We start from the raw sequence: 25942 nt of genomic DNA, 5'->3' as shown, positions 1-25942 counted from the left end.
CGGCATGAGTGCCTATCCGTGGGGCGCGGCGCTGACCAACCTCTGGGTCAGCGCCGTCGTCGTGCTCGTCCTGTTCGCCGCCGCACTGGTCGTCGCCGTCCGCGTGCGCGGCAACCGCCACGACGGCATCGACGTCGTGTGGGGTGCCGGGTTCGGGATCGTCGCGATCACCTCGCTGATCCTGTCCGTGGGCGACGGCGACCTGTGGCGCCGGCTGCTGATCACCGCGCTGACGTGCGTATGGGGCTTCCGCCTGGCCTGGCACATCGAGCGGCGCAACCGCGGCAAGGACGAGGACCCGCGCTACGTCGAGATCATGGCGAAGGCGCAGGGCGACCCGGTGGTCCACATCGTCCGCAAGGTCTACGTCCCGCAGGCCGTGATCATGTGGGTCGTCTCGCTGCCGGTGCAGCTCGGCCAGTACGGCTACGCCGACGGCGCACTCGCGATCACCGTGACGGTGCTCGGCGTGCTGTCGTGGGCGGTCGGCTTCTTCTTCGAGACCGTCGGCGACGCGCAGCTCGCCACGTTCAAGGCCGACCCGGCGAACAAGGGCCAGGTCATGGACCAGGGCCTGTGGCGCTACACCCGCCACCCCAACTACTTCGGCGACGCCGCCGTCTGGTGGGGCCTCACGCTGCTCGCCCTGCACCACCCGGCGGGCCTGATCGGGCTGGTCAGCGCGGCGCTGATGACGTGGCTGCTGGCCAAGGGCACCGGCGCGAAGCTGCTGGAGTCGACGATCGGCAACCGCCGCCCCGGCTACGTCGAGTACGTGAAGCGGACGAGCGGGTTCCTGCCGCTGCCGCCGCGCAAGGCATGACACTGCCCCCAGGAAAACGGTCTGCTGAACCGTCCGGGCCGCTGCTGCGAAACTCCGGGCAACACCCCGACCAGAGAGTGAGCGTCCATGAACCCCGGTGACCAGGTCAGCGACTTCGAGCTGAAGGACGAGACGGGCACCCCCCGCAAGCTGTCCGCCCTGCTCGAGAACGGCCCCGTGGTGCTGTTCTTCTACCCGATCGCCTCCAGCGGAGGCTGCACCCAGGAGGCCTGCCACTTCCGTGACCTGGCCGCCGAGTTCGCTGCCCTGGGCGCGCAGCCGGTCGGCATCAGCGGCGACAACGTCACCGCGCAGAGCACGTTCGCGAGCGCCCACTCCCTGGGTTACCCGCTGCTGTCCGACGCGGGCAAGAAGGTGGCCAAGGAGCTCGGCGCGAAGCGCTCGTGGCTGCCCGGTGGGCTGCAGACCAAGCGCAAGACCTTCGTCATCGGCCAGGACCGCCGGATCATCGAGGTCATCGCGAGCGAGACGAAGTTCGACATGCACGCCGACGACGCGCTCGCCGCGCTGAAGAAGCACAAGGCTGCTGCGTGACGACCGATCACGCCACGTTCGCCGGGCGGACGGTGACCGCGTCCACCGTGGTCGCCGCTCCCCCGGCGGAGGTCTTCGCGCTGCTCGCGAACCCGCACCGCCACCACGAGTTCGACGGCTCGGGCACCGTCCGCGGGGCCACCTCCGGCCCGGAGAGGCTCGCGCTGGGCGACCGGTTCGGCATGGACATGAAGATCAAGCTGCCGTACCGGATCACCAACCGCGTGGTGGAGTTCGAGCAGGACCGGCTCATCGGCTGGTGCCACCCCGCGAGGGCGATCTGGCGCTACGAGCTGCAGCCCGTCGACGGTGGCACCCGCATCACCGAGACGTTCGACTACGCCGGCTCGCCCGTGGCGAAGGGCATCGAGCTGCTCGGGATGCAGAAGAACAACGCGAAGTCGATCCGCGACACGCTGCGCCGGCTCGTGACGATCTTCGGTTCACCCGCCTAACGGGACGCGACGTCTGCCGGGGCCGGGAGCCCCGGCAGGCCGTCGAGGCTCTGCGCGTTGCGGGTGGCGTGGTAGGTCGCCAGCCTGTCGGGCCCGCGGGTGTCTGCCCACGCGTCGAGGATCCCCCGCTCCTCCACCAGATCCATCTTCGGCACGGCGTAGCCGCAGGCGTCGGAGATGCGCGTGACGTCGACCGTGATCACGCCCCGGGTCTGCGGTCGGCGGCTCTCCCCCGCGTCCCCGAACGGCGCGAGCGCGTCGTCGAAGCCGGCGTCGGCCGCGAACAGGACCCGCCCGGTGCCGTGTAGCCGCACGATCTTGGGCCCGCCGTCGAACGCGCAGAACATCACGCAGATCCGGCCGTTCTCCCGCAGGTGGGCGATGGTCTCTACGCCGCTGCCGGTGAGGTCGAGGTAGGCGAACGTGTGGGCGTCGACGACCCGGAACGTGCCCTGCGTGCCCTTCGGGGACAGGTTGACGAGCCCGTCACCGGCCAGGGGCGCGGTGGCGACGAAGAACATCGGCTGCGCCGCGATCCAGGCCGTCATGCGCTCGTCGATGTCGTCGTAGATCTTCGCCATGCGTTTCACGGTCGCATCCGCGGGCGCGGCCGTCCAGGATGCTCGGTGTGATCACGACCTTCGTCCTCGTCCACGGGGCGTTCTGCAACGCGGCGGCCTGGTCTCCCCTGGTGCGCGAGCTGACGCTGCGCGGTCACCGCGCACTCGCCGTCGACCTGCCGGGGCACGGCCCGACCGCACGCATCCCCGACGGGGGCAGCGCGCTGGCCGGCGTCGGCACCGCCGACGACGTGGCGGCCGTGACCCCCGTCGTGGAGCGGGCGGCGCGCAACGGGCCGGTGGTGCTGGTGGGCACCAGCCGCGGCGGGCTGACGGTCACCGCCGTCGCGAACGCCCGGCCCGATCTCCTCGCCCGCGCCGTCTACGTCTCCGCGTGGTGCTGCACCGCACCTCGCGCGAGCTACGAGGGCGTCGGCGAGAGCCTGCTCGACCCGCTGGTGGGCGGGCTGCTGGCCGCCGACCCCGTCGCGCTCGGTGCGCTGCGCGTCGCCTGGCCCACCGCCGGGGCGACGTTCGACGGCCTGCACCGCGCCCTGCTCGCCGACGGCACCCCCGACGAGCTGCGCGGCTACCTCGCGACGATGGACACCGACGAGTCGCTGCACATCGACGAGGACGCCGTACGCCTGGGCGCCGGTGCTGCCGTGCCCCGGACCTTCGTCCGGCTCACCGAGGACCGCGCCCTGCCGCCCGCCCTGCAGGACCGGTTCGTCGCCGACGCCGACGCCGCGTTCCCGGACCACCCGTTCGACGTGCACGACCTGCGCAGCAGCCACATCGGCTTCCAGCTGCGGCCCGACGGGCTGGCCGACCTGCTCACGGGAGCGTGAGGATCTCCGCACCCTCGGCGGTGACCAGGACCGTGTGCTCGAACTGCGCGGTGCGCGAGCGGTCCTTCGTGACGACCGTCCAGCCGTCGGACCAGATGTCGTAGTCGATCGACCCGAGCGTGATCATGGGCTCGATCGTGAACGTCATGCCCTCCTCGAGGACGATGTCGACGCTCGGCTCGTCGTAGTGCAGCACGACCAGGCCGCTGTGGAAGCTGCGGCCGATGCCGTGACCGGTGAAGTCGCGGACCACGCCGTAGCCGAAGCGCTTGGCGTAGGACTCGATGACGCGGCCGACGACGTTGAGCTCGCGGCCCGGGCGCACCGCCTTGATCGAGCGCATCATCGCCTCGCGGGTGCGCTCGACGAGCAGGCGGCTCTCCTCGTCGACGTCACCGGCCAGGAACGTGGCGTTGGTGTCGCCGTGCACGCCGCCGACGTAGCCGGTGACGTCGATGTTGACGATGTCGCCGTCCTGGATCACCGTCGTGTCCGGGATGCCGTGGCAGATCACCTCGTTGAGGCTGGTGCAGCAGGACTTCGGGAAGCCCTTGTAGCCCAGCGTCGACGGGTAGGCGTCGTGGTCGAGCAGGTACTCGTGGACGACGGCGTCGACGTCGTCGGTGGTGACGCCCGGCGCCACGGCCGCCCCGCCGACGGCGAGGGCCTGCGCGGCGACCTTGCCCGCGTGGCGCATGAGCTCGATCGTCTCGGCGTCCTGCACCCACGGCTCGGTGCTGCGCGCCGGGGCCTTCTTGCCGACGTACTCCGGCCGCGGGATGTGCGCGGGGACGGGGCGGATCGGGGTGGGGGTGCCGGGGGTCAGCAGCGTGCGGGCGGACATGGTGTCCAGTGTAGGTCGGTCCCCCCGCGTCGGTCAGGGCACGCGGTGGGCCGCTCGGCGAGCCACGACCAGTGACAGCGTGCGCCAGCCCAGGAGCAGCACCGCGAGCGAGACCGCGGTGACGATCGCGAAGCCGAGCGGCAGCGACCCGGTGAACCCGGCCCGCAGCGCCAGCCCGACGACGACGGCCCCCGCGAGCACCACTCCCCCGGCCCGAAGGCCGGACGGGTCGGCGCGCACGACCGGTGTGGCCCACGCCGCCACGACCCCGGCGGCGAACGGCGCGAGGGTCACGAGCAGGCCCCAGACGTCGCCGGGCTCGGCGTGGCTGAGCCGCCCGATCGCGGCGAAGACGACCACCGCCACCAGGTCGGCGGCGAGGGCGAGCGCGGGGATCCGGCTGCGCGGCATGCGATCCAGGATAGGACTCCCGGCCCGGGCACGGCGACCGGTCGCCGAATGGCCGGCCCGGGGCGGACGTGCGCGGACAAGACAGCGTGCGCGATCGGCAAACTCGCCGGGTGGGGGCGGCAAACTCGCCGGGTGGGGGTGGCAAACTCGGCGGGTGGGGGTGGCCGGGTCGGGTCAGGGGGTCGCGGCCAGGAAGCGGGCCGCTGCCTCCACCGCGGGCGCCGAGCTGCCGCCGTCGACGACCAGCACCGCGATCGCGACGTCACCGCGGTAGCCGACGAACCAGCCGTGGGCCCGGCCGTCGTCGGTGTACTCCGCCGTGCCGGTCTTGCCGTAGACCTCGCCGAGCCCGGCCAGCGCCGTCGCGGACCCCTCGGTGACGACGGCCCGCATCATGGGGCGGACGACGTCGAGCACGGCGGGATCGGGGGCCGTCGGGGGAACGAGCTCCTGGGTCGCCGCGCCCTCGATCAGGGTCGGCACGACCGTCGCCCCCCGCGCGACGGTGGCCGCCACCAGTGCCATCCCGAACGGGCTGGCGAGCACCTGGCCCTGTCCGAAGCCGTTCTCCGCGCGCTGCACCTCCGCCTGCGCGACCGGGACCGAGCCGGTGATCGTGGTGAGGGCGGGCACGGCGTAGTCGGCGCCCAGGCCCAGGGTGAGCGCCGCGGCGGGCAGCGCGCCGGGGGCGAGCGCGGCCCCGATCTGCGCGAAGGTCGTGTTGCAGGACCGGGCGAACGCGGTGCGCAGCGGCACCGTGCCGAGGTCGAACAGATCGATGTTGGGCACCGGGCGGCCGCCGATCGCCAGCGTGCCGGGGCAGGCGACCGGGGTGTCGAGCGCGAGGCCGTCCTCGGCGATCCCCGCGGCCGCCGTCACGATCTTGAAGGTGGAGCCGGGCGGGTAGCGGCCGGTGAGCGCGAGCGCCCCCTCGGCGTCGGCCGGGCCGTTCTGCGCGACCGCGAGCACCTCGCCGGTCGACGGTGCGATCGCCACCAGCATCGCCTGCTGACCGATCGGCTCGACGGCGTCCTCCGCGGCGGTCTGCAGGCGCCGGTCCAGCCCGATCGCGACGGTCGAGCCGGGCTGCGGGGACGTCTCGGCGAGCGCGGTGACGTCGCTGCCGCTGCCGTCGACGATCCGCACCGACCAGCCGTCGACGCCGTCGAGCTGCGCCGCCACCTGCGTGCGGACCGCGGGGAGGACCTGCCGCGCGAACGCCGCGTCGGGGGCGAGGAGGCGCTGCGCGGTGGCGAAGCGGACGCCGGGCAGCTCGTAGATCGCGTCGCGCACGGTGCGGTAGTCGGTCTCGCGCAGCACCGCGACGGTGTAGACCTGCCCGTCCGGGGTGCGGGCTGCGCCGTCGGTGATCGAGGCCGCCGTGATGGCGGCCTCGAGCGGGGCAAGTGCCTGCGCGAGCGCACCCGTGACGGCCGGGAGGTCGCCCGCCGCGGTGCGGTCGAGCAGCACCGAGACGACGGGCGTCGACTCCAGCAGCGGCGCCCCGTTACGGTCGACGACGGGCGCGGGCGCCGGGGTGTCGGTGCGCAGCGCGAGCCGCTGGCCCGCGCCGAGCTGCGGGTGCACGACGGTCGGGCTCCAGCGGACGAGCCAGCCGGTGCCCTCGTCGGACCCGCGGTCGGGCGTCGGCGCGAGCTCGAGCTCGCCGAGGTAGCTCCAGGTGCGGCCTGCACCCAGGTCCCACGTGACGTCGACCGACGCCGTCGCGCGGGCGGTGGCCGTGCGGACCTGCGCCGGCTCGGCCGTCAGGGCCTGCGGGGCGAGCGCATCGCGGGTGGCGGTGAGCAGCGTGGTGGCCGCGGCCGGGTCGTCGGTGAGCGCGGCGGCCCCCGCAACGTCCCCGGCGCTCCACGCGGCCAGGAACCGCTCGACGGTCTCCTCGGGCCCGCCCCCACCGAACAGCCCGCACCCGGCGGTGACTCCGAGGACCGCAGCCGTGGTCAGCAGCGCGAGCAGGCGGCGGGGCGGCACGCGTCGAGTATGGAGGAGCGGGCCGGATCCGCGATCGGGTGACACGGCCGGAGGGCCGCATCGGCGCGACAACTACGATCGACTTCCCGCACGAGACGCAGACGACGCGAAGGCATCCATGCTGATCCAATCCACGCCCCTCGACGGTGCCGCTCTGATCGACCTCAAGCGCCTGGAGGACGACCGCGGCTTCTTCGCCCGGTCCTTCTGCCGCCAGGAGTTCCTCGACGCGGGCCTCGACCCGGTCGTCGAGCAGACGAACATCTCGTTCAACCACAAGGCCGGCACCCTGCGCGGGATGCACTTCCAGTTCTCCCCGCACCAGGAGACGAAGCTCATCCGCTGCCTGCGCGGCGCGATCTGGGACGTCATCGTCGACCTGCGCCCGGACTCCCCCACCTTCATGCAGCACTTCGGCGTCGACCTCACCGAGGACAACATGACCTCGCTGCTGGTGCCGAAGGACTTCGGGCACGGCTACATCGCGCTCACCGACGGCGCCACCGTGCACTACCAGGTCAGCACCGCCTACACCCCGGGCGCCGAGGGCGGCCTGCGCTGGGACGACCCGGAGCTCGCGCTGCCGTGGCCGATCCAGCCGACCGTGATCTCGTCGAAGGACGCGGCCTGGCCGCTGCTCTCCGAGAAGCCGTGGGGTCAGCGATGATCATCACCGACACCGCGCTCGCGAAGCGCGAGGCGGAGAACCGCCCCATCCGCGTCGGCATGGTCGGCGCCGGGTTCATGGGTCGCGGGCTCGCGAACCACATCGTCAACACCGTGCCCGGCATGCTGCTCGTGGCCGTGGCCAACAAGACCCTCGCCAACGCCGAGCGCGCCTACACCGAGGCCGGCGCGACCCCGGTCCGGGTGAGCACCGGCTCCGAGGTCGACGCCGCGATCGCCGCGGGCACCCCCGCCGTCCTCGAGGACGCGTTCGAGCTCCTCAAGGCCGAGCAGATCGACTGCATCGTCGACGTCACGGGCGCGGTCGAGTTCGGCGCGCGCGTCACCGTCACCGCGATCGAGCGCGGGCTGCCCGTCGTCACGATGAACGCCGAGCTCGACGGCACCGTCGGCCCGCTGCTCGCCCAGCGCGCCCGCGAGGCGGGCGTCATCCTCACCGGCGTCGACGGCGACCAGCCCGGCGTGCAGGGCAACCTGATTCGGTTCGTGAAGAGCCTGGGCGTCACGCCGCTGGTCTCGGGCAACATCAAGGGCCTGCAGGACGAGTACCGCAACCCGACGACCCAGAAGGGCTTCGCCGAGAAGTGGGGCCAGGACCCCTACATGGTCACGAGCTTCGCCGACGGCACCAAGGTGTCCTACGAGCAGGCGATCGTGGCCAACGCGCACGGGTTCACCGTGCCGAAGCGCGGCATGTTCGGGCGTGACCACCACGGCCACGTCGACGCGCTCACCGAGATGTACGACCTCGACCAGCTCCGCGAGCTGGGCGGCATCGTCGACTACGTGGTGGGCTCGCAGCCCGGCCCCGGCATCTACGTCCTGGGCACCCACGACGACCCGAAGCAGCGCCACTACCTCGAGCTCTACAAGCTCGGGAAGGGCCCGCTGTACAGCTTCTACACGCCCTACCACCTGTGCCACTTCGAGGTGCCGAACACGATCGCGCGCGCGGTCGACTTCGCCGACGCCGCGCTCACCCCGCCCGGCGGGCCGCGCGTCGACGTCGTCGCAGGCGTGAAGCAGGACCTCAAGGCGGGTCACACCGTCGACGGTCTGGGCGGCTACGACACCTACGGCCTCGCCGAGTCGACACCGGTCACCCGGGCCGAGGGACTGCTGCCGATGGGCGTGGCCGAGGGCTGCGTGCTGCTGCGCGACGTCAAGAAGGACGAGGTGCTCACCTACGCCGACGTCACGCTGCCCCCGGGCCGCCTGATCGACGAGCTGCGGGCGGAGCAGGAGAAGCTCTTCCCCTCCACCTGAGCACCCGCTCCCGCACGGCACCCGACGCCGCGGCCACCCCGAACTCGAGGGGGCCGCGGCGTCCGGCGTTGCGCAGCAGCCCGCCGACGACCAGCGCCACGGCCGCCTGCAGGACCCACACCGCCGTGCCGAACGGCGCGAGCAGCCCGCCGACGACGATGTGCGCGGTGTAGAGGGTCAGCGGGACCGCGCCGGGACCGGCGAGGACGGCGCCCACCACCCGCGGGGCCGGCAGACACAGGCCCAGGACCAGCAGCGCCGTTCCGGTGGTGTGGGCCAGGTCGAACGGCGTGCCGGAGTGCCGGGCGGCGGTGAGGAGCCAGGCCAGGTCGTCGGACGGGGTGATCCCGGCGCGCTGCTCGCCGCTCGGGCCGCCCCCGAGCAGGGCCGACGAGCCGAGCGCCAGCACCGCGAGCGCCGCCCCGGCCCCGACGAGCCGCCACGCCGTGCGCGGCGCCGCCAGGTCCAGCCGCCCGACGCCGAGCCCCACCAGCAGGTAGGTGGTCCAGGTGAGCACCGGGTAGTAGCCGGTGAGGCCGAGCGTCACGATCAGCTCCCCCGGCGGCATCGTGAACGACGGCTGCGGGCCGGGCCCGTCCGGCATCCCCGCGCGCAGCACGTGGCTCAGCACCGGGGACGCGACGCACCACACGGCCGCCGCCGCGAACAGCGCGGGCGCCGGGACGCGCAGCAGCGGCACGGCGACCAGGAACAGCAGCGCGTACTGGGCGAGGATCACCGCGGGCGGGGCGTCGAGGACGGTCTCCAGCCCGAGACCGAGCGCCCCGACCAGCAGCGCCCGCACGACCAGCGCCGCCCCGGCGCCCTCGCCCCGGCGCGACCCCAGCGCGATCCCGACCCCCGCCAGCACCGCGAACAGCGCCGACGCCCGGCCCGCCACCAGGTCGCCCACGACCGTCGCCCGGCCGTCGGGTCCGGTGGTGGCGTGCAGGTGCGCGGCGGCCATGCCGAGCAGGGCGAGCCCCCGGGCGGCGTCGACGCCGGTGATCCTCATCCGTCCTCGCCGAGCGTGCGCAGCACGGTGTGCAGCAGGTCGTCGAGGGTGCGGAGCTGGCCGGGGTCCAGCCCGAGCCCGGCCTCGAACCGCTGCACCCCCGGCAGCGCGGCCGCCATCAGCTCCCGGCCGGCGTCGGTGATCGCGATCCCGCTGCGCCGTCCCCGTCCGCCCGGGCCGTCGCGCGACACGAGCCCGCGCTCGAGCAGCGGGACCAGCAGCTCCCCCAGGCTCTGCGGCCGCACGAGCACCCGCCGCGCGAGCTCGGCCTGGGTCAGCGCGGGCTCGTCGGAGAGGTACGCGAGCACCCCGAACTGCGTGGGCGTGAGCCCGACCTGCGCGAACACCGTCGTGAACCCGCGTGCGACGACGTGCGAGGCCCGCACCAGCGTCCACGCGGCGAACGACTCCTCCGACACGACCGAAAAGTATCAGGTACCTTCTAAAAGTAGGCACCTGATACCAGGAGGACCACATGCGCGTCATCGTCATCGGGGCCGGCATCGGCGGCCTCGCCCTCGCCCAGTCCCTGCGCCGCGGGGAGGTCGAGGTCGCGGTGCACGACCGCGACACCGACGTCTCCGCCACCGGGGGCTACCGGCTCCACCTCGACCACCACGCCTGCGCGGCGCTGCGTCGTGCCCTGCCACCCGAGCTCTACCAGGCCCTGCTCGGCAACTCCGCGGGATCGGCGGGGTTCCGGCGGTTCGCGTTCGTCGACCACCGCATGCGCGTGCTCGCCACCGAGGCGCGCGACCCCGAGGAGGACACGATCCTCGTCGGGCGGATCCCGCTGCGGCGCCTGCTCGCGCACGGGCTGGGCGACGCCCTGCGGTTCGGCGCCGAGTTCACCCACCACGCGACCCACCCCGACGGCACGGTCACCGCCCACTTCGCCGACGGGTCGACCGACCGCGGCGACCTGCTCGTCGGGGCCGACGGCGTCGGGTCACGCGTCACGGCCGCGCTCGCCGGCCGCCCGACCTCGCGCCCGCTCGGTGTCTGGGGCCTGGCGGGCCGCACCCACCTGACCGACGCCCTCCGGGCCCGGCTGCCGGACGCGGTCCGGGTCGGTCCGGTGCTGGCGGTCGGGCCGGGCGGGATCGGCGTCTTCCTCAGCGTGCACGACCCGGCCGCCGGCACGGTCGTCGATCCGGCGGCGTGCGTGGCGGTCCCCGCCGACGTCGAGCGGGCCGATCTCGTGTGGGGCCTCAACGCCACCGCGGAGCGGTTCCCGGACGGCGTCCGCGACCTGGCCCCGGACGCCCTGCAGCGCGTCGCCGTCGCGATGCTGGAGGGCTGGGACGACGACGTCCGCACGCTCGTGGCTGCCGACGCCTCCGCGGTGGGGATCTTCGGGTTCCACGCCGCCGACCCCGACGGCGACCTCACGCCGTGGCCCAGCGGCGTCGTCACCGGGATCGGCGACGCGGTGCACGCCATGCCGCCGACCGGGGGACGCGCGGCCGCCACCGCCGTGCGGGACGCTGACCTGCTGGCCTCCCACCTGCTCGACGTCCGCGGAGGCACCTCGACGATCCCGCTCGCCGTGCGCACCTACGAGCAGCGGATGCCGTCCTACGCGGTCGACGCGATCCGGGAGTCGCTCGCCCCGCTGGCCTGGATGCGCCGGCTGACCGCGCCGCGGACCCGGCTCCCGGCCCGGGCCGGGCTCGCCGCACCGGCCGCGGCCCGGCGGTGGCGGATGTCCTGATCGCGGGCGCCCCTTGACCTCGACCGCGGTTCAGGTCCGAGGCTGAGGCCATGCCCCTGGACCCCCTCGCCCGCCGCGTCGCCGCCGTGCTCGTCCTCGGCGGGTTCATGGTCGTGCTGGACACGACGGTCACCGTCGTGGCCCTGGCCGCGCTCGCCCGTGACCTCGACGCCTCGATCTCGGCGGTGCAGTGGGCCACCACCGCGTACACGCTCGCTCTGGTGGCGGTGATCCCGTTGGCCGCGTGGGCGACGGCCCGGCTCGGCTCCCGCGGCACGTACGTGCTGGCCGTCGTGGTCTTCACGCTCGGTTCGGTGCTGGCCGCGGCGGCGTGGGACGTCGGGACACTGGTCGCGGCACGCGTCGTGCAGGGTCTCGGCGGCGGGCTGATCAACCCGGTCGGCATGGCGATCGCGCTGCGCACCGTGGCGGCCGGGCAGCGGGGCCGGATGATGAGCCTGTTCGGGGTACCGGTGCTGATCGCGCCGCTGGTCGGGCCGGTGCTGGGCGGCTGGCTGATCGACACCCTGTCCTGGCGGTGGATCTTCCTGATCAACGTGCCGGTCGGGCTGGCCGTGATCGCCTGCCGGCGGTGGCTGGTCGCCGACGGGCAGGGCGCCGCGGCCCCGCTGGACGTCGTCGGCCTGGCACTGCTCGCCCCCGGCGCCGCGGCGCTCGCCTACGGCGTCACCGCGATCGGTGACGCCGGGCGGCTCACGGCGGGCGGGACGGTACCGGCTGCGGTCGGGGCGGTGATGGTCGCGGCGTTCGTGCCGTGGTCGCTGCGGCACCGCAGCCCGCTGCTGCGGCTGCGGCTGCTCCGGGAGCGCGCGCTGGCGGCCGGCCTCGCGACCGTGGCCCCGTTCGGCGCCGCCTACTTCGGTGCGATGTTCGTGCTGCCGCTGTACTGGCAGGTCGTGCGCGGGGAGGGCGCCACGTTCGCCGGGGCCGTCGGCATCCCGCAGGTGCTCGCCACCGGCCTCACGATGCAGGTGGCGACGCGCCTGGTCGACCGGGTACCGCCCCGGCGGATCGTCGTCGCCGGGATCGCGACGGCCCTCACCGGGCAGCTGCTGATGCTGGCCCAGCTCACGGCCACCGCTCCCGTGGCCGGGCTGATGGCGGCGGGAGCCGTCACCGGCGTGGGCGTCGGTGCCACCCTGATGCCCGCGATGACCGGCGCCACCCGCGATCTGCCCCACGACGACATCCCGAGCGGCTCCACGATCCTCGCCATCAACCAGCAGCTCGCGGTGTCGCTCGGCGTCGCGGCGGTGTCGGCGCTGCTCACGGCCCTGGTGGCGACCCGGGCGCCGGTGCTCGGCGCGGGCGGGCTGGGGGCGGCGACGGACCTCGACCCGGCCGCCCGGCTGGCGCTCGCCCCGGACCTGGCGGCGGCGCTGCAGCTCACGCTGGTGCTGCCGGTGGGGCTGACGGCGCTGTCGCTGGCCGTGGCCGTCACCGCGTTGCGGACGGCCCCGCCGGTGGCCGCCCGCTGATCTCGGACTCCGGCCCGGGTAGCGGATGGCGGATCCTCGGCGAGGACCGTGGCCGGGGGGGGGCGCGGCCGGGCCGCCGCTCCCGCTCACGCCGATCGACCCGCCGGTGCGGGCTCTAGAACAGGATCGTGGAGAAGCTGGCGACCTGGGTGAACCCGATGCGCGCGTAGGAGGCGCGGGCGACGTGGTTGAACCCGTTGACGTACAGGCTCGACACCCGGTCCATCCCGGCGAGGCGCTCCACCAGGGCGGCGGTGCCGGCCGTGCCGAGGCCCCGCCCGCGGCAGGCGGGGTGCACCCAGACGCCCTGGATCTGCCCGACCCGGCTCGACAGCGCCCCGATCTCGGCCTTGAACACCACCTGGTCGCCCTCGAAGCGGGCGAACGCGCGGCCCGCCGCCACCAGCTCGGCGACGCGGGCACGGTAGCCGGCGCCACCGTCGCCCGCGCGGGGGTCGACACCGACCTCCTCGGTGAACATCGCGATGGCGGCCGGGAGGTAGCGGTCGAGCTCGTCGGGGCGGACCGGGCGCACGGCCGGGTCGGGGGTGACGGCGGGCAGGCCGGGCAGCACCATCAGCGGCTGGTCGGCGCGGACCTCGCGGGCGGGCGCCCAGTGCGGGGCCAGCTCCTCCCACAGCGGCAGCACCAGCTCGGCGCGGCCGACGATCGAGGAGCAGGAGCGGCCGTGGCGGCGGGCCCGCTCGGCGAAGCTGCGGATCGCGGAGCGCTCGCCGCGCAGCGGGACGAGGTTGGCCCCGGAGAAGCACAGCCCGTCGTGGCGCGAGCCGGACGCCCACACCTCGCCGCCGAGGCGCCACGGGTCCAGGCCGGCGATCTCGACGCGCGCGGCGACCATGCACGACGCCACCGGATCCGCGTCGAGCGCGGCGCGGACGACCGGACGGTCCCGGTCGTCGAGAAGCCGGGCACCGGCGACTCTGAGCACCTGCCTACGGTGCCACACCTGCGCCCCGATGCCCACGGCGGATCAGCTCCCGATGTTCGCTACGACAAGCTTCGCTCAGCCCACCGACACCTGGGGTTCGCCGGACGCCTCCATCGTCTCGGCCAGCTTCATGGCCTCCTCGATGAGCGTCTCGACGATCGCGTGCTCGGGGACGGTCTTGATGACCTCGCCCTTGACGAAGATCTGGCCCTTGCCGTTGCCCGACGCGACGCCCAGATCGGCCTCGCGGGCCTCCCCCGGCCCGTTGACGACGCAGCCCATGACCGCGACGCGCAGCGGCACCTCCATGCCCGTGAGCCCGGCGGTGACCTCCTCGGCGAGCTTGTAGACGTCGACCTGGGCCCGCCCGCACGACGGGCAGGACACGATCTCCAGCTTGCGCTGCTTGAGGTTGAGCGACTGCAGGATCTGGATGCCGACCTTCACCTCCTCGACGGGTGGGGCCGACAGCGAGACGCGGATCGTGTCGCCGATGCCCTGGCGCAGCAGCGCCCCGAACGCGACGGCGGACTTGATCGTGCCCTGGAACGCGGGGCCGGCCTCGGTGACGCCGAGGTGCAGCGGGTAGTCGCACTGCTCGGCGAGGAGTTCGTAGGCGCGGATCATCACGACGGGGTCGTTGTGCTTGACCGAGATCTTGATGTCGTGGAAGTCGTGCTCGGCGAACAGGCTCGCCTCCCACATCGCCGACTCGGCCAGCGCCTCGGGCGTGGCCTTGCCGTACTTCTCCATCAGACGCTTGTCGAGCGAGCCGGCGTTGACGCCGATCCGGATCGGCGTGCCGCGGTCCTTGGCGGCGCGCGCGATCTCCTTGACCTGGTCGTCGAACTTGCGGATGTTGCCGGGGTTGACGCGCACCGCGGCGCAGCCGGCGTCGATCGCGGCGAAGACGTACTTGGGCTGGAAGTGGATGTCGGCGATCACCGGGATCTGCGACTTCGCCGCGATGGCGGGCAGCGCGTCGGCGTCGTCCTGGCTCGGGCAGGCGACGCGCACGATGTCGCAGCCGGCCGCGGTGAGCTCGGCGATCTGCTGGAGGGTGGCGTTGACGTCGGAGGTCAGGGTGGTGGTCATCGACTGCACCGAGATCGGGTGGTCGGAACCGACGCCGACCGTGCCCACCTGCAGCTGACGGGTCTTCCGGCGGTCCGACAGGGTCGGCGCGGGAGGAACGGGCATACCCAGGGAGACGCTCACGACCTCCAGTATCCCCTCACGACCCGCTGCCCGCCGTGAGACCTCGCCTACGTCCGGCCGTCGTGCTCCTGCGCCGTCTGCAGGGTCGACGAATGCGGCAGCCAGGTCGCCAGCTCGACCGGCCAGCCGTCCGCCTCCAGCACGGCGACGACGGCGGGGTCGTCGTCGAGCACGGAGACGATCTCGCGGCTCGCCGACAGCCGCCGCAGCACCTCCCGCTTCATCCAGCGGGCCGGACGCGAGTCGTGGTCGTCGCGCATGATCAGCGGCCCGGTCGGGAGGTCGTGCTTCGCGAGCCAACGTTCGGTGAGCCGGCGTGTGCGCTCGGGCCGCCCCGTCAGGTACAGGACCTCGTGGTCGGCGAGCGCCGCGCGCAGCCGGTCGGCCCCCTCGACCAGCAGCGGGTCGCGGTCGGCCGCGGTGAAGAACCGCTCCCAGCGCTGCGGCCGGGCGCGCAGATGGTGCAGCCGGTGGGTGACGTCGGCGAGCACCCCGTCGACGTCGAACACCGCCAGCGGACGGGCGTCGCCGGAGGGGGCGAGGCTCACTGGAACAGCCGCACGGGGTTGATCACGTCGGCGACCAGCAGCAACCCGCTCCACACGATGAACACCATCGCGACGACGTAGGCCACGGGCATGAGCTTGGCGACGTCGACCGGCCCGGGGTCGGGCTTGCCCCGCACCTTCCAGATCCGCTTCTTCACGGCCTCCCAGGCCGCGGGGAAGATCTGCCCGCCGTCGAGCGGCGGGATCGGGAGGAGATTGAACAGGAACAGCGAGATGTTGACGGCGGCGAGCAGGTTGAGCAGCAGCGACGCCTCGGCGGCCAGCGGGATCTCCTGGGCCAGGACCTCGCCGCCGATCCGCGAGACGCCGACGATGCCGATCGGCCCGTTGACGTCGCGCTCCTCGCCCAGGAACACCGACCCGAACAGGCTCGGCACCCGCGACGGCAGCTCGGCGATGGCCTGCCCGGTGCGCCCGACGACGTCGCCGATCTCGACGAACACCGCGCCGAGCCCGACGCGCTCGTAGTCCGACACCAGCCCGATGCCCAGGAAGCTGCCCTGCACGAGCTGCTCGGGATCGTCGACCGACGTCACGAGGTTGCTGATCGGGTCGGCGTTCAGGTCGAGGCGCTGGCCGTCGCGCAGCACCGTGACCGTGATCGGGCCGACGGACCTCTGGATCGCTCCGCGCAGCTCCTCGCCGTCGAACCGCTCGAAGGGCTGCCCGTTCAGTGCGACGATCTCGTCGCCCGCCCGGAACCCGGCGAGCGCGGCCGGGGTGAGCGGGGCACCGGCGGGGCAGGTCTGCGTCGTGGAGTCGGCGGGCAGGACGCACTCGCTGACCGCGCTGACGGTGGTGGTGCCGTTGAACTGCCCGATGCCCATCAGCAGCACCGCGAACAGCAGGATCGCCAGGATCAGGTTCATGATCGGCCCCGCGGCCATCACGACGATCCGCTTCCACGGCTTGCGCAGGTAGAACTGCCGGTGCGCGTCCTCGGGCCGCACGTCCATCGCGGACTGCGCGCGCACGTCGTCGATCAGGCCCTGGAACGGACCGGTGCGACGGCTGCTGCCCAGCAGCTCGCCGCGGGCGGGCGGGATCATCCCGATCATGCGGATGTAGCCGCCGAGCGGGATCGCCTTGAGGCCGTACTCGGTCTCGCCGCGCTTCGTCGACCAGATCGTCTTCCCGAACCCGACCATGAACTCCGGCACCTTGATGCCGAACCAGCGGGCGGTGACGAAGTGGCCCAGCTCGTGCCAGGCCACCGAGAACAGGATCCCGACGAAGAAGATCAGGATGCCGAGCACGAACATCATCGGGACACTCCTGCTGCCTCGCGGGCGTGCGCCCGGGCCCAGTCCTCCGCCGCCAGCACGTCGTCCACGCTAGCGGGGTCGTCCGTCCAGCCGTCCGCGGCGTCGAGCACGCGGTCGAGCAGGTCGGTGATGCCGGTGAACGGGAGCGCGCCGGCGACGAACGCCGCGACCGCCTCCTCGTTGGCCGCGTTGAGGACCGCGGGCAGGCAGCCCCCGGTCTCCCCCGCGCGCCGGGCGAGCCGCACGCCGGTGAACGCGTCCTCGTCGAGCGGCTCGAACTCCCAGGTCTGCGGTGTCGCCCAGGTGCACGGCAGTGCCGCCCCCTCCAGCCTCTCCGGCCAGCCCAGCGCGAGCGCGATCGGCAGCGTCATGTCCGGGGGGCTGGCCTGCGCGAGGGTGGAGCCGTCGAGGAAGGTGACCATCGAGTGCACGATCGACTGCGGGTGCACCACGACCCCGATCCGGTCGTAGGGCACGTCGAAGAGCAGGTGCGCCTCGATCACCTCGAGCCCCTTGTTGACCAGGGTGGCCGAGTTGATGGTGATCACCGGGCCCATCGCCCAGGTCGGGTGGGCCAGCGCCTCCTCGACGGTGACGCCGGCGAGCTCCTCGCGGGTGCGGCCGCGGAAGGGGCCGCCGGACGCGGTGAGCACGAGCGTCGCGACCTCCTCGGCGCGGCCGCCGCGCAGGCACTGGGCCAGCGCGGAGTGCTCGGAGTCGACGGGCACGATCTGCCCCGGCGCCGCCGCCCCCGTGACCAGCCGCCCGCCGGACACGAGCGACTCCTTGTTGGCGAGCGCCAGCGTGGCCCCGGACTCCAGCGCGGCCAGCGTCGGGCCCAGGCCCACGGAGCCGGTGATGCCGTTGAGGACGATGTCGGCGCCCGCGCCGCGCGTCAGCTCGGTGGCGGCGCCGGGGCCGGACAGCACCTCGACACCCCGCATCCCGGCCGACGGCATCGCGCGGCGCAGCGACTGCGCGGCCGCCGGGTCGGCGACGGCGACCCGGCGCACGCCGAAGCGGCGGATCTGCTGCATCAGGAGTGCGACGTCGCTCCCGCCCGCGGCGAGGCCGGCGACGGTGAAGCGGTCGGGGTGGGCGTCGAGCAGGTCGAGCGCCTGCGTGCCCACCGAGCCGGTGGAGCCCAGCACGAGCACGGATCGGGTGTTCATCACCGACCATCATCCTCGCGCGGGTGTTGTGACACCATGTGGCCCATGGCGAGTGAGTCCCGAGAGCTGGCGCAGCGATCCGCGGTCGATCCCGAGGAGGAGCCGTCGGCCGAGTGGGGGTGGCACGGCTCCTTCCCGAAGGGGTCGCTGATCGCCGGCTGGGTCGTCACCGTGCTCATGTTCGTCCTGCTGATCGGCAACCACACCGGCCGCACCGAGGACATCTGGCTGATCGGCACGGGCGTCCTCATGGCCGCCGCGCTCGTCTGGCAGACGCTGCGCAAGCGCAACGCCTGGCGTCGCTGAGCGTTCCGTGGCCGACGCCGTCGAGCTCGCCGTCGGTGACCGCACCGTCCGGCTGAGCAACCCCGACCGCGTCTACTTCCCCGCCCGCGGGGAGACCAAGCTCGACCTCGCGCAGTACTACCTGGCCGTCTCCGACGGCATCGTGCGCGCCCTGCGCGACCGGCCGTGCATGCTGCACCGCTTCCCCACCGGTGTCACCGGGGAGAAGGTGCACCAGAAGCGGCTGCCCCGCGGCGCACCCGACTGGGTCGAGACCGTGCGCGTGACGTTCCCGCGGTGGAACCGCACCGCAGACGAGCTGTGCGTGCAGCACCCGGCCGACGTCGTGTGGGCGGTGCAGATGTCGACGGTGGAGTTCCACCCGTGGAACTCCCGGCGCGACCACGTCGAGCAGCCCGACGAGTGGCGCATCGATCTCGACCCGATGCCCGAGGCCTCCTACGACGACGTGCGGCGTGTGGCGCACGTCGTCCACGAGGTGCTCGACGAGCTGGGTGCGGTCGGGTTCCCGAAGACCTCCGGCGGCTCGGGGATGCACGTCTACGTGCGGATCCCGCCCGAGCACGGCTTCGCCGACGTGCGCCGGTCGGCGCACGCGTTCGCCCGGGAGGTCGGCCGGCGGTGCGACCTGGTGGACCTGACCTGGTGGCGCAAGGACCGGGATCCCGGGTCGGTGTTCGTCGACTACAACCAGAACGCCCGCGACCACACGATCCGCAGCGCCTACTCGGTGCGCGGCGTGCCGGAGGCCGTGGTGTCGACGCCGATCCGCTGGGACGAGATCGACGACGCCGATCCGCGCGACTTCACGATCGCCACCGTGCCGGCCCGGTTCGCCGAGCTGGGCGACCTGCACGCCGGCATCGACGACGCCCCGTTCTCCCTGGCCCCGCTGCTGGGGTGGGCCGACCGCGACACCCACGAGGGCGCCGAGGACCCCCCCCCGAGCCGCAGGACCTCGACTGACGGCTCACGACGTCAGCTGCTCCAGCACCGTCCGGACGTCCGGCAGGTCGACGCCCGTCGAGGCCCGCAGGAACAGCCCGTCCAGCGCGGCCGCGAACGCCACCTCCCGGTCCGGGGCGAGCCGGGCGGCGAGGTCGTCGAGGGCGTGCCACCAGCGGTCGAGCTCCGGGCGCAACTCGGGGCGGCGGGCCGCGAGCAGGTAGAGCTCGAACTCCGCCAGACCCTCGTCCCCGGTCGGGCTCGCCACCACCAGCTCCGCGAGCGCGTCCAGGGCGTCGGACCGGTCGGCGGGCAGGTCACCCACGGCCGCCACCCACCGGTCGTTGACGTCGACGAGCGCGGCGACCAGCAGCTCGTCGACGGTCGGGAAGTAGTACAGGACCGCGCTGGGCGCCACCTCCGCCTCGGCCGCGACGGCGCGCTGGGTGACGGCCGCGACGCCCGCCCGGCCGACGAGCCGCAGGGTCGCGTCGAGCAGCAGCCGCCTGCGTCGCTCCCCCTTGGCCCGTCGCCCGTCAGACGCCATGCGGGGCACCGCCGAGTTCCAGCGCGAGGACCCCGCCGATCACCAGGCCGATGCCGCCCACCTGGATCCAGGTCAGCCCCTCCCCCAGGAACGCCGCCCCGATCAGCGCGATGAGCGCCACCCCGGCCGCCGCCCACACCCCGTACGCGACGCCGAGCGCCATCCCCCGCGACAGGGCCTGGGACAGGGCGTAGAACGCCGCGCCGTACCCCAGGACCACGACGATCGACGGCACGAGCCGGGTGAACCCCTCGGAGTACCGCAGGGCCACCGTGCCCGTCACCTCGGCCGCGATCGCGCCGGCCAGCCAGAACCACATCGCCGCACCTCCACCGGAGACAGAAACCTGAGCATCTGCTCCAGATTCTACGCCTTCAGGCGAGAGTGCGGACCGACTCGTCCCACAGGCGGGCCGCGGCCTCCGGGTCGAGGGCGTGCCCGGCGACCCCGGTGCGGGACCCGGGCCGCGTGGGTCCCGCCTCCGCGCAGTCCTCGAAGTAGCGGCCGCCGATCCCGGCCACCACCGGCGACGCCGCGAGCAGCACCGAGGTGGCCGCGCCCTGGGCCGGGGTCTTCCAGCGCACCGGACCCTGCGTCCGGCCGAGCTCCGGGGAGACGAGGTGACGCTGCAGCCGGGTCCGGACGCCGCCGGGCATCACGGCGTTGGCGACGATGCCGTCGTCGGCCCAGCGGCGGGTGGCCTCCACCGCGAAGAGCACGTTCGCCGTCTTGGACTGCGCGTACGCGATGGCCGGCACGTACGGCCGGGTCAGGTAGTGCACGTCGTCGAACACGACCGGCGAGCGCAGGTGCGCACTCGAGCTGACCGAGACGATCCGCGCGTCCCCGGCGGCGGCGAGCGCGAGGTGGAGTCCGGTGGCCAGCGCGAAGTGGCCGAGGTGGTTGGTCGCGAACTGCAGCTCCCACCCCTCGCGGGTGCGCAGCTCCGGAGTGGCCATGACCCCGGCGTTGCCGACCAACATGTGCAGCGGGCCGTCCCAGGTGCGGACGAACGACCGGATCGAGTCCTGGTCGGCGAGGTCCAGGGGCGCGACCAGTACGTGGTCGTTGCCGGTGGACGCGACGATGTCGGCGGCGGCGCGCACTCCCGCGTCGAGATCCCGCACGGCCAGGGTGACGTCGGCGTTCGCGGCCGCGAGCGCCCGGGCCGTCTCGATCCCGATGCCGGAGGAGGCGCCAGTGACGATCGCGCGGCGACCGGTGAGGTCGACGTCGGCGACGACCTCGAGTGCGGTGGAGGTGGCGGTGAAGGGGGTGGTGACACGGGATGCGGTGGTCATGTCCCGTCCTCTCGTGGCCGGTAGGCTCGAAGCGGAGGAACCTCCGCTACTACCGTTCAAACGGAGGAGCCTCCGGATGATTCCGAGGAGCAGCTGTGACGCCCGACACACATCCGATGCGCGCCGACGCGCGGCGCAACCGTGAGCGCGTGCTCGCCGCGGCCGTCCGCGCGTTCTCGCAGCAGGGTCCGGACGCCACGCTGGAGGCCATCGCGAAGGACGCCGGCGTCGGCATCGGCACGCTCTACCGGCACTTCCCCACCCGCGAGGCGCTGGTCGAGGCGGTCTACCGCAACGAGGTCACCCGGCTGTGCGGTGCGGCGTCCGACCTGCTCACCCAGCTGCCCACCGACCGCGCACTGCGGGTCTGGATGGACCGCTTCGTCGACTACATGACGACCAAGCGCGGCATGGGTGACGCGCTGCGCGCCCTGGCCGCGTCCGGCGGACACCCGTTCGCCGCGAGCCGCGAACGCATGGTCGAGGCCCTGTCGTCGCTGCTCGGCGCCGGTGCCACGGCCGGCACCCTGCGCGGCGACGTCGAGCCGGCCGATGTGCTCGCGAGCATCAGCGGCATCGGCCTCGCCGCGGCCGAACCGGCCCAGGCCGCCCGCATGCTCGATCTCCTGATGGACGGCCTGCGCACTTCAGCGCACTCCTAGGTCTCGGCGCGCAGCCGGGCGAACTCCTCCACCATCGCGTCGACTCTCCAGTGCGCGTTGAGGCCGCTGGGGTTCGGCAGGACCCACACGCCGGTGCGGCCCCACCTCTCGTCCTGGCGGCCGACCACGGCCTTCCGCATGCCGAACGCCGTCCGGTACGAGGTGATCCCGACGACCGCGAGCCAGGCCGGTTCCCGCTGCGCCACCAGCTCCCGCAACCGCTCCCCGCCCGTGACGACCTCGTCGTCGGCCAGCTCGTCGGCGCGGGCCGTGGCGCGGGCGACGAGGTTCGTGATGCCCAGCCCGAGCCCGGCCAGCTCCCCCTGCTCGGCCGGGGCGAGCAGCCGCGGGCTGAACCCGGCGCCGTGCAGCACCGGCCAGAACCGGTTGCCCGGCCGCGCGAAGTGGTGCCCGGTCGCGGCGGAGACCAGCCCCGGGTTGATGCCGCAGAACAGCACCCGCAGCGCCGGGTCGGCGGGGCCGGGCAGGACGTCGGCGATCGTCCGTTCGCGGGCCGCCGCCAGCTCGGCGGGACCGGGGAGGCGTCGACGCGTCACGCGCCGATCATGTCGGACCTGGTGCAGGATGGCGCCCGTGGACCTGCCCGTGATGCCCCCGGTCAAGCCGATGCTGGCCAAGCCCGTGGCCACCATCCCCGACGGCCAGCTCTACGAACCCAAGTGGGACGGCTTCCGCTCGATCATCTTCCGCGACGGCGACGAGGTCGAGATCGGCAGCCGCAACGAGAAGCCGATGACGCGGTACTTCCCCGAGGTCGTCGAGGCGGTGAAGGCCAACTTCCCGGAGCGGGCGGTGATCGACGGCGAGATCGTCGTGCTGGACCGGGAGCACAACACGCTGGAGTTCGAGGTCCTCCAGCAGCGCATCCACCCCGCCGCGAGCCGGGTGAAGATGCTGTCGGAGACCACGCCGGCCAGCTTCGTCGCCTTCGACCTGCTGGCGCTGGGCGACCACGACCTCACCGGCCTGCCCTTCAGCGAGCGCCGCGCCGCCCTGGAGCGGGCGCTGGCCGACGCAGAGCCGCCGGTGCACATCACCCCGCTGACCCGCGACACCGCGCTCGCGCAGCAGTGGTTCGAGCAGTTCGAGGGTGCCGGGCTCGACGGGCTGATCGCGAAGAAGCCCGACCAGGCCTACCAGCCCGACAAGCGCGTGATGGCGAAGATCAAGCACGAGCGCACCTGCGACTGTGTGGTGGCCGGGTACCGCGTGCACAAGTCCGGTCCCGACGTGATCGGCTCGCTGCTGCTCGGGCTGTTCGACGAGCGTGGCGTCCTCGCCTCCGTCGGCGTGATCGGCGCGTTCCCGATGGCCCGGCGCCGCGAGCTGTTCGAGGAGATGCAGCCGCTCGTCACCACGTTCGACGAGCACCCGTGGGCGTGGGCGAAGCAGGAGGAGGGCGAGCGAACCCCGCGCAAGGGCGAGGGCAGCCGCTGGAACAACGGCAAGGACCTGTCGTTCGTGCCCCTGCGACCGGAGCGGGTCGTCGAGGTGCGCTACGACTACATGGAGGGCGCGCGGTTCCGGCACACCGCCCAGTTCGTGCGCTGGCGCGAGGACCGCACGCCGGAGTCGTGCACGTACGCGCAGCTGGAGCAGGCCGTCGACTTCGACCTGGCCGAGGTCCTCGGCCTCTCCTGATCGCGACCATGATCACCAGAAGTGGTGGGAACGTGCCATCCGTGACCTCCCTGCACCACTTCCGACGATCATGACCCGTCAGCGCGCCCGGTCGGGCTCCTGGTTCGCCGTGCCGGTTCCCCGCGATCTGCGAGATCCGGCGGAGCACCGCGTCCGGCGCAGGAGGCGTGGGCCAGAACTGCAGCAGGTAGCGGTCGACCACCGGGTCGTCCTCGTCGCGGATCCCGGTGGCGCGGCCGGCATCCATCCCGACGGCGCAGCAGCGGACGCGGTGCGGAACCGGGACGAGCCCCGGGCAGATCGCCGCAGTGCGCCTGTCCGTCGACCGCCATCAGGTCCGGCACGGGGACGAAGGAGACCTCGACGACCTCCTCCCACCCGTCACCGATCGGAGGCGCCTCGGCGTGCGCCTCGATGCGGAGGCCGACGTCGCCCATGCCGAGGCCGGTGATCAGCCACGACCCGCCGGGCAGGCCGGCGCCGCAGAGCCCGTTGCACCGGCCGGCGAAGCAGCGGTACATGAACGCCGTGGTCCAGGACGCGCACATGACGTGGAACTGGCCGTGGTCGACGCGGACCTCGTCGTCGAGCAGGATCCGAATCAGGCGTCGGCGAACCGGTCGAGGGCCGTGCGGATCAGCTCGCCGAACTCCGCGTTGCCCAGGTGCCCCGCGTCCTCGACGACGTGCAGCTCGGCGCCGGGCCAGGCCGCAGCCAGCTCCCACGCCGTGGCCAGCGGGCCGCCCATGTCGAGGCGGCCGTGGATCAGCACACCCGGGATCCCGGCGAGCCGACCGGCGTCGCGGATCAGTGCTCCCTCGTCGAGGAACGCGCCGTTGGAGAAGTAGTGGGCGCAGATCCGGGTCAGGGCGAGCAGGTCACGCGACGGGCGCCCGCTGTAGACGCCCCTGCGGGCGGTCGGCTCCAGCGAGAGCACCGCGTCCTCCCACGTCGCCCAGGCCAGCGCCGCGCGCTCCCGCACCGCGGCGTCGGGGTCGGCGAGCAGCCGGACATAGCCGCCGAGCAGGTCGGGATCGTCGTGCTGCGCCCGGAACACCGCCCACTCGCGCGGCAGGAACCGGCCGACGCCGCGGTAGAGCCAGTCGATCTCGCTGCGCCGGGTCGTGGTGACGGCCACCAGCAGCAGCGCACGGACCCGCTCCGGGTGGGCCTGCGCGTAGGCGAGCGCGAGCGTGGAGCCCCACGACCCGCCGAACACGACCCAGCGGTCGATCCCGAGGTGGGTGCGCAACCGCTCCAGGTCGGCGACGAGGTGCGCCGTCGTGTTCGTCCCCAGCGACGTCGACGGGTCGGCGGCGTGCGGGGTCGAGCCGCCGCACCCGCGCTGGTCGTAGGAGACGACGCGGTAGCGCTGCGGGTCGAAGCTCCGCGGCGTGCCCGTCGGCGCACCCGAACCCGGGCCGCCGTGCACCACCACGGCCGGTGTCCCGGACGGGTTGCCGCGGACGTCCCAGCGGATCAGCTGGCCGTCGCCGACGTCGAGCATCCCGTGGTCGTACGGCTCGCTCACACCTGCGAGGCGGCCAGCTGCCCGCAGGCCGCGGCGATCTCGCGACCGCGCGTGTCGCGCACGGTGCACGCCACCCCCGCGGCCTCGACGCGCCGGACGAACTCGTCCTGCACCCGGCGCGGGGAGGCGTCCCACTCGCTGCCCGGCGTGGGGTTGAGCGGGATGAGGTTGACGTGCACGCGGTGCTTGCCGATGCGCTGCGCGAGCTTCTTGCCCAGCAGGTCGGCGCGCCACGGGTGGTCGTTGACGTCGCGGATCAGCGCGTACTCGATCGACACCCGACGCCCGGTGATCGTGGCGTAGCGGCGCGCGGCGTCGAGCACCTCGTCGACCTTCCACCGGTTGTTGACGGGCACGAGCGTGTCGCGCAGCTCGTCGTCGGGCGTGTGCAGTGACACCGCGAGCGTGACCGGGATGCCCTCCGCGGCGAGCTTGTCGATCGCCGGAACCAGCCCGACCGTCGACACGGTGACGCCGCGGGCGGAGATCCCCAGGCCGTCGGGGGCCGGCGAGGTGATCCGGCGCAGCGCCGCCACCACGCGCTTGTAGTTGGCGAGCGGCTCCCCCATCCCCATGAACACGACGTTGGACAGCCGGGCGGGGGCGCCCAGCGCTCCGTCGCGGGCGGCCGCGGCCGCCTGGCGGACCTGCTCGACGATCTCGCCCGTCGACATGTTGCGCTCCAGCCCGCCCTGGCCGGTGGCGCAGAACGGGCAGGCCATCCCGCAGCCGGCCTGGCTCGACACGCAGACCGTGGCGCGGTCGGGGTAGCCCATCAGCACCGACTCCGCACGGGTGCCGTCGTGGCCCTTCCACAGCGTCTTACGGGTGGTGCCGTCGTCGCAGTCCTGCTCCAGCACCGGCGTGACCAGCGCGGGCAGCAGCGGCCGCAGGGCCTCGCGGGCGGCGGGCGACAGGTCCGTCATCGCGTCGACGTCGGCGGTGAACCGGCCGAAGTAGTGCCGGGCGACCTGGTCGGCGCGGAACCCGGGCAGGCCGAGATCGGCGACGGCGGCACGGCGGTCGGCGGGGTCGAGATCGGCGAGGTGGCGGGGCGGCAGGGCGCGCTTGGGCGCGTCGAAGACGAGCGGGAGGGAAGTCATGACCGCTCCAGTGTGCCAGGTATCAGATCGGTGGCACCGG

Annotated in this window: 28 protein-coding genes and 1 pseudogene; 12 read left to right on the top strand and 17 right to left on the bottom strand. The window is 73.6% G+C overall.

Annotated elements, in window-relative coordinates:
- Positions 1–4: 4 nt before the first annotated feature.
- The 3 genes from I4I81_RS00755 to I4I81_RS00745 all read left to right on the top strand — a co-directional run bounded on the left by I4I81_RS00755 (position 5) and on the right by I4I81_RS00745 (position 1833).
- On the top strand, positions 5–823 hold the full coding sequence (locus tag I4I81_RS00755) for a DUF1295 domain-containing protein (protein ID WP_218605233.1): 819 nt from the start codon (positions 5–7) through the stop codon (positions 821–823).
- Between the two features lie 87 nt (positions 824–910).
- Entirely contained in the window at positions 911–1378 is a 468-nt protein-coding gene (locus I4I81_RS00750) for a peroxiredoxin (RefSeq protein ID WP_218605232.1), read from the top strand.
- Entirely contained in the window at positions 1375–1833 is a 459-nt protein-coding gene (locus tag I4I81_RS00745) for an SRPBCC family protein (protein WP_218605231.1), read from the top strand. The genes I4I81_RS00750 and I4I81_RS00745 overlap by 4 nt, the downstream gene beginning before the upstream one ends.
- On the opposite strand, the gene I4I81_RS00740 is transcribed toward I4I81_RS00745, so the two are convergent.
- Positions 1830–2414: a pyridoxamine 5'-phosphate oxidase family protein gene (locus tag I4I81_RS00740; RefSeq protein WP_218605230.1), complete on the bottom strand. Its 585-nt coding sequence runs from the start codon at positions 2412–2414 to the stop codon at positions 1830–1832. The genes I4I81_RS00745 and I4I81_RS00740 overlap by 4 nt on opposite strands.
- A 47-nt stretch (positions 2415–2461) precedes the next feature.
- Here I4I81_RS00740 and I4I81_RS00735 point away from each other — a divergent pair, with 47 nt between their 5' ends.
- Positions 2462–3244 carry an alpha/beta hydrolase gene (locus I4I81_RS00735; protein WP_218605229.1) on the top strand — a complete coding sequence of 261 codons (783 nt, stop codon included), beginning with the start codon at positions 2462–2464 and terminating at the stop codon, positions 3242–3244.
- Here the strand turns inward: I4I81_RS00735 and map are convergent.
- From map to I4I81_RS00720, 3 genes are all read right to left on the bottom strand, one after another.
- Positions 3231–4088 (bottom strand): type I methionyl aminopeptidase, encoded by an 858-nt coding sequence (map, locus tag I4I81_RS00730; protein WP_218615719.1) that lies wholly within the window; start codon positions 4086–4088, stop codon positions 3231–3233. The genes I4I81_RS00735 and map overlap by 14 nt on opposite strands.
- Before the next feature lie 33 nt (positions 4089–4121).
- A complete protein-coding gene (locus I4I81_RS00725) occupies positions 4122–4499 on the bottom strand; it encodes a DUF3054 domain-containing protein (protein ID WP_218615718.1) in 378 nt (125 codons plus the stop codon).
- Positions 4500–4673: 174 nt separating this feature from the next.
- Positions 4674–6491: a penicillin-binding transpeptidase domain-containing protein gene (locus tag I4I81_RS00720; protein WP_218615717.1), complete on the bottom strand. Its 1818-nt coding sequence runs from the start codon at positions 6489–6491 to the stop codon at positions 4674–4676.
- Positions 6492–6609: 118 nt separating this feature from the next.
- Here I4I81_RS00720 and rfbC point away from each other — a divergent pair, with 118 nt between their 5' ends.
- Together rfbC and I4I81_RS00710 are read left to right on the top strand one after the other, a co-directional pair.
- A complete protein-coding gene (rfbC, locus tag I4I81_RS00715; RefSeq protein ID WP_218603132.1) occupies positions 6610–7158 on the top strand; it encodes a dTDP-4-dehydrorhamnose 3,5-epimerase in 549 nt (182 codons plus the stop codon).
- Entirely contained in the window at positions 7155–8444 is a 1290-nt protein-coding gene (locus I4I81_RS00710; protein ID WP_218603131.1) for an NAD(P)H-dependent oxidoreductase, read from the top strand. Before rfbC ends, I4I81_RS00710 begins: the two co-directional genes overlap by 4 nt.
- Here I4I81_RS00710 and I4I81_RS00705 read toward each other — a convergent pair.
- Together I4I81_RS00705 and I4I81_RS00700 are read right to left on the bottom strand one after the other, a co-directional pair.
- Positions 8374–9459: a heparan-alpha-glucosaminide N-acetyltransferase domain-containing protein gene (locus I4I81_RS00705; RefSeq protein ID WP_218603130.1), complete on the bottom strand. Its 1086-nt coding sequence runs from the start codon at positions 9457–9459 to the stop codon at positions 8374–8376. The two genes, I4I81_RS00710 and I4I81_RS00705, sit on opposite strands and share 71 nt — an antisense overlap.
- Positions 9456–9878, bottom strand: coding sequence for a MarR family winged helix-turn-helix transcriptional regulator (locus tag I4I81_RS00700; protein WP_218603129.1), 423 nt, complete (start codon positions 9876–9878; stop codon positions 9456–9458). Before I4I81_RS00700 ends, I4I81_RS00705 begins: the two co-directional genes overlap by 4 nt.
- A 56-nt stretch (positions 9879–9934) precedes the next feature.
- Between I4I81_RS00700 and I4I81_RS00695 the strand changes: the two genes are divergently transcribed.
- Positions 9935–11173, top strand: a complete 1239-nt coding sequence (locus I4I81_RS00695; RefSeq protein WP_218603128.1) for an FAD-dependent oxidoreductase — start codon at positions 9935–9937, stop codon at positions 11171–11173.
- Between the two features lie 50 nt (positions 11174–11223).
- Positions 11224–12672 carry a DHA2 family efflux MFS transporter permease subunit gene (locus tag I4I81_RS00690; RefSeq protein ID WP_218603127.1) on the top strand — a complete coding sequence of 483 codons (1449 nt, stop codon included), beginning with the start codon at positions 11224–11226 and terminating at the stop codon, positions 12670–12672.
- 115 nt (positions 12673–12787) lie between these two features.
- Here I4I81_RS00690 and I4I81_RS00685 read toward each other — a convergent pair whose 3' ends face one another.
- The 5 genes from I4I81_RS00685 to dxr form a co-directional block, all read right to left on the bottom strand.
- Positions 12788–13621, bottom strand: coding sequence for a GNAT family N-acetyltransferase (locus I4I81_RS00685; protein ID WP_218603126.1), 834 nt, complete (start codon positions 13619–13621; stop codon positions 12788–12790).
- Positions 13622–13696: 75 nt separating this feature from the next.
- Positions 13697–14821 (bottom strand): flavodoxin-dependent (E)-4-hydroxy-3-methylbut-2-enyl-diphosphate synthase, encoded by a 1125-nt coding sequence (gene ispG / locus I4I81_RS00680; protein WP_218603134.1) that lies wholly within the window; start codon positions 14819–14821, stop codon positions 13697–13699.
- Between the two features lie 65 nt (positions 14822–14886).
- Entirely contained in the window at positions 14887–15387 is a 501-nt protein-coding gene (locus tag I4I81_RS00675) for a phosphatase domain-containing protein (protein WP_218603125.1), read from the bottom strand.
- On the bottom strand, positions 15384–16673 hold the full coding sequence (locus tag I4I81_RS00670) for a M50 family metallopeptidase (protein WP_218603124.1): 1290 nt from the start codon (positions 16671–16673) through the stop codon (positions 15384–15386). Before I4I81_RS00670 ends, I4I81_RS00675 begins: the two co-directional genes overlap by 4 nt.
- Positions 16670–17845, bottom strand: coding sequence for a 1-deoxy-D-xylulose-5-phosphate reductoisomerase (gene dxr, locus I4I81_RS00665; protein WP_218603123.1), 1176 nt, complete (start codon positions 17843–17845; stop codon positions 16670–16672). The genes I4I81_RS00670 and dxr overlap by 4 nt, the downstream gene beginning before the upstream one ends.
- 45 nt (positions 17846–17890) lie before the next feature.
- On the opposite strand from dxr, the gene I4I81_RS00660 reads away from it, so the two are divergent.
- Both I4I81_RS00660 and ligD read left to right on the top strand, forming a co-directional pair.
- A complete protein-coding gene (locus I4I81_RS00660) occupies positions 17891–18151 on the top strand; it encodes a DUF2631 domain-containing protein (protein WP_218603122.1) in 261 nt (86 codons plus the stop codon).
- 7 nt (positions 18152–18158) lie between these two features.
- Positions 18159–19094, top strand: a pseudogene (gene ligD / locus I4I81_RS00655) (non-homologous end-joining DNA ligase); the annotation flags it as partial.
- Positions 19095–19121: 27 nt separating this feature from the next.
- On the opposite strand, the gene I4I81_RS31510 reads toward ligD, so the two are convergent.
- The 3 genes from I4I81_RS31510 to I4I81_RS00640 are packed head-to-tail and all read right to left on the bottom strand — an operon-like array spanning position 19122 to position 20944.
- Positions 19122–19643 carry a TetR/AcrR family transcriptional regulator gene (locus I4I81_RS31510; RefSeq protein ID WP_225924789.1) on the bottom strand — a complete coding sequence of 174 codons (522 nt, stop codon included), beginning with the start codon at positions 19641–19643 and terminating at the stop codon, positions 19122–19124.
- Positions 19633–19962: a DMT family transporter gene (locus I4I81_RS00645; RefSeq protein ID WP_218615716.1), complete on the bottom strand. Its 330-nt coding sequence runs from the start codon at positions 19960–19962 to the stop codon at positions 19633–19635. Before I4I81_RS00645 ends, I4I81_RS31510 begins: the two co-directional genes overlap by 11 nt.
- A gap of 55 nt (positions 19963–20017) precedes the next feature.
- Positions 20018–20944 carry an SDR family NAD(P)-dependent oxidoreductase gene (locus I4I81_RS00640; protein ID WP_218605274.1) on the bottom strand — a complete coding sequence of 309 codons (927 nt, stop codon included), beginning with the start codon at positions 20942–20944 and terminating at the stop codon, positions 20018–20020.
- Between the two features lie 95 nt (positions 20945–21039).
- On the opposite strand from I4I81_RS00640, the gene I4I81_RS00635 reads away from it, so the two are divergent.
- Entirely contained in the window at positions 21040–21606 is a 567-nt protein-coding gene (locus I4I81_RS00635) for a TetR/AcrR family transcriptional regulator (protein ID WP_443690154.1), read from the top strand.
- On the opposite strand, the gene mug is transcribed toward I4I81_RS00635, so the two are convergent.
- Positions 21603–22163: a G/U mismatch-specific DNA glycosylase gene (mug, locus tag I4I81_RS00630; protein ID WP_226363669.1), complete on the bottom strand. Its 561-nt coding sequence runs from the start codon at positions 22161–22163 to the stop codon at positions 21603–21605. The genes I4I81_RS00635 and mug overlap by 4 nt on opposite strands.
- Before the next feature lie 37 nt (positions 22164–22200).
- On the opposite strand from mug, the gene I4I81_RS00625 reads away from it, so the two are divergent.
- Complete coding sequence (locus tag I4I81_RS00625) at positions 22201–23268, top strand: ATP-dependent DNA ligase (protein ID WP_218605272.1); 1068 nt, start codon at positions 22201–22203, stop codon at positions 23266–23268.
- A gap of 601 nt (positions 23269–23869) precedes the next feature.
- Here the strand turns inward: I4I81_RS00625 and pip are convergent.
- Complete coding sequence (gene pip / locus I4I81_RS00620) at positions 23870–24799, bottom strand: prolyl aminopeptidase (protein ID WP_226363668.1); 930 nt, start codon at positions 24797–24799, stop codon at positions 23870–23872.
- A complete protein-coding gene (rlmN, locus tag I4I81_RS00615) occupies positions 24796–25902 on the bottom strand; it encodes a dual-specificity RNA methyltransferase RlmN (RefSeq protein ID WP_218605271.1) in 1107 nt (368 codons plus the stop codon). Before rlmN ends, pip begins: the two co-directional genes overlap by 4 nt.
- Between the last annotated feature and the right edge of the window lie 40 nt (positions 25903–25942).

The sequence above is a fragment of the Pseudonocardia abyssalis genome, from assembly GCF_019263705.2.
Taxonomy (GTDB): Bacteria; Actinomycetota; Actinomycetes; order Mycobacteriales; family Pseudonocardiaceae; genus Pseudonocardia; species Pseudonocardia abyssalis.
Note: the sequence above shows the minus strand (reverse complement) of the source record. Positions and strands in the feature narration are given on the sequence as shown.

Excerpts from the sequence above, each read along its gene's own strand:
- I4I81_RS00755 (WP_218605233.1), top strand. The coding sequence starts at position 5 with ATGAGTGCCTATCCGTGGGGCGCGGCGCTGACCAACCTCTGGGTCAGC.
- I4I81_RS00750 (WP_218605232.1), top strand. The coding sequence starts at position 911 with ATGAACCCCGGTGACCAGGTCAGCGACTTCGAGCTGAAGGACGAGACG.
- I4I81_RS00740 (WP_218605230.1), bottom strand. The coding sequence starts at position 2,414 with ATGGCGAAGATCTACGACGACATCGACGAGCGCATGACGGCCTGGATC.
- map (WP_218615719.1), bottom strand. The coding sequence starts at position 4,088 with ATGTCCGCCCGCACGCTGCTGACCCCCGGCACCCCCACCCCGATCCGC.
- I4I81_RS00725 (WP_218615718.1), bottom strand. The coding sequence starts at position 4,499 with ATGCCGCGCAGCCGGATCCCCGCGCTCGCCCTCGCCGCCGACCTGGTG.
- rfbC (WP_218603132.1), top strand. The coding sequence starts at position 6,610 with ATGCTGATCCAATCCACGCCCCTCGACGGTGCCGCTCTGATCGACCTC.
- I4I81_RS00710 (WP_218603131.1), top strand. The coding sequence starts at position 7,155 with ATGATCATCACCGACACCGCGCTCGCGAAGCGCGAGGCGGAGAACCGC.
- I4I81_RS00705 (WP_218603130.1), bottom strand. The coding sequence starts at position 9,459 with ATGAGGATCACCGGCGTCGACGCCGCCCGGGGGCTCGCCCTGCTCGGC.
- I4I81_RS00695 (WP_218603128.1), top strand. The coding sequence starts at position 9,935 with ATGCGCGTCATCGTCATCGGGGCCGGCATCGGCGGCCTCGCCCTCGCC.
- I4I81_RS00690 (WP_218603127.1), top strand. The coding sequence starts at position 11,224 with ATGCCCCTGGACCCCCTCGCCCGCCGCGTCGCCGCCGTGCTCGTCCTC.
- ispG (WP_218603134.1), bottom strand. The coding sequence starts at position 14,821 with ATGCCCGTTCCTCCCGCGCCGACCCTGTCGGACCGCCGGAAGACCCGT.
- I4I81_RS00670 (WP_218603124.1), bottom strand. The coding sequence starts at position 16,673 with ATGATGTTCGTGCTCGGCATCCTGATCTTCTTCGTCGGGATCCTGTTC.
- dxr (WP_218603123.1), bottom strand. The coding sequence starts at position 17,845 with ATGAACACCCGATCCGTGCTCGTGCTGGGCTCCACCGGCTCGGTGGGC.
- I4I81_RS00660 (WP_218603122.1), top strand. The coding sequence starts at position 17,891 with ATGGCGAGTGAGTCCCGAGAGCTGGCGCAGCGATCCGCGGTCGATCCC.
- I4I81_RS31510 (WP_225924789.1), bottom strand. The coding sequence starts at position 19,643 with ATGGCGTCTGACGGGCGACGGGCCAAGGGGGAGCGACGCAGGCGGCTG.
- I4I81_RS00645 (WP_218615716.1), bottom strand. The coding sequence starts at position 19,962 with ATGTGGTTCTGGCTGGCCGGCGCGATCGCGGCCGAGGTGACGGGCACG.
- I4I81_RS00640 (WP_218605274.1), bottom strand. The coding sequence starts at position 20,944 with ATGACCACCGCATCCCGTGTCACCACCCCCTTCACCGCCACCTCCACC.
- rlmN (WP_218605271.1), bottom strand. The coding sequence starts at position 25,902 with ATGACTTCCCTCCCGCTCGTCTTCGACGCGCCCAAGCGCGCCCTGCCG.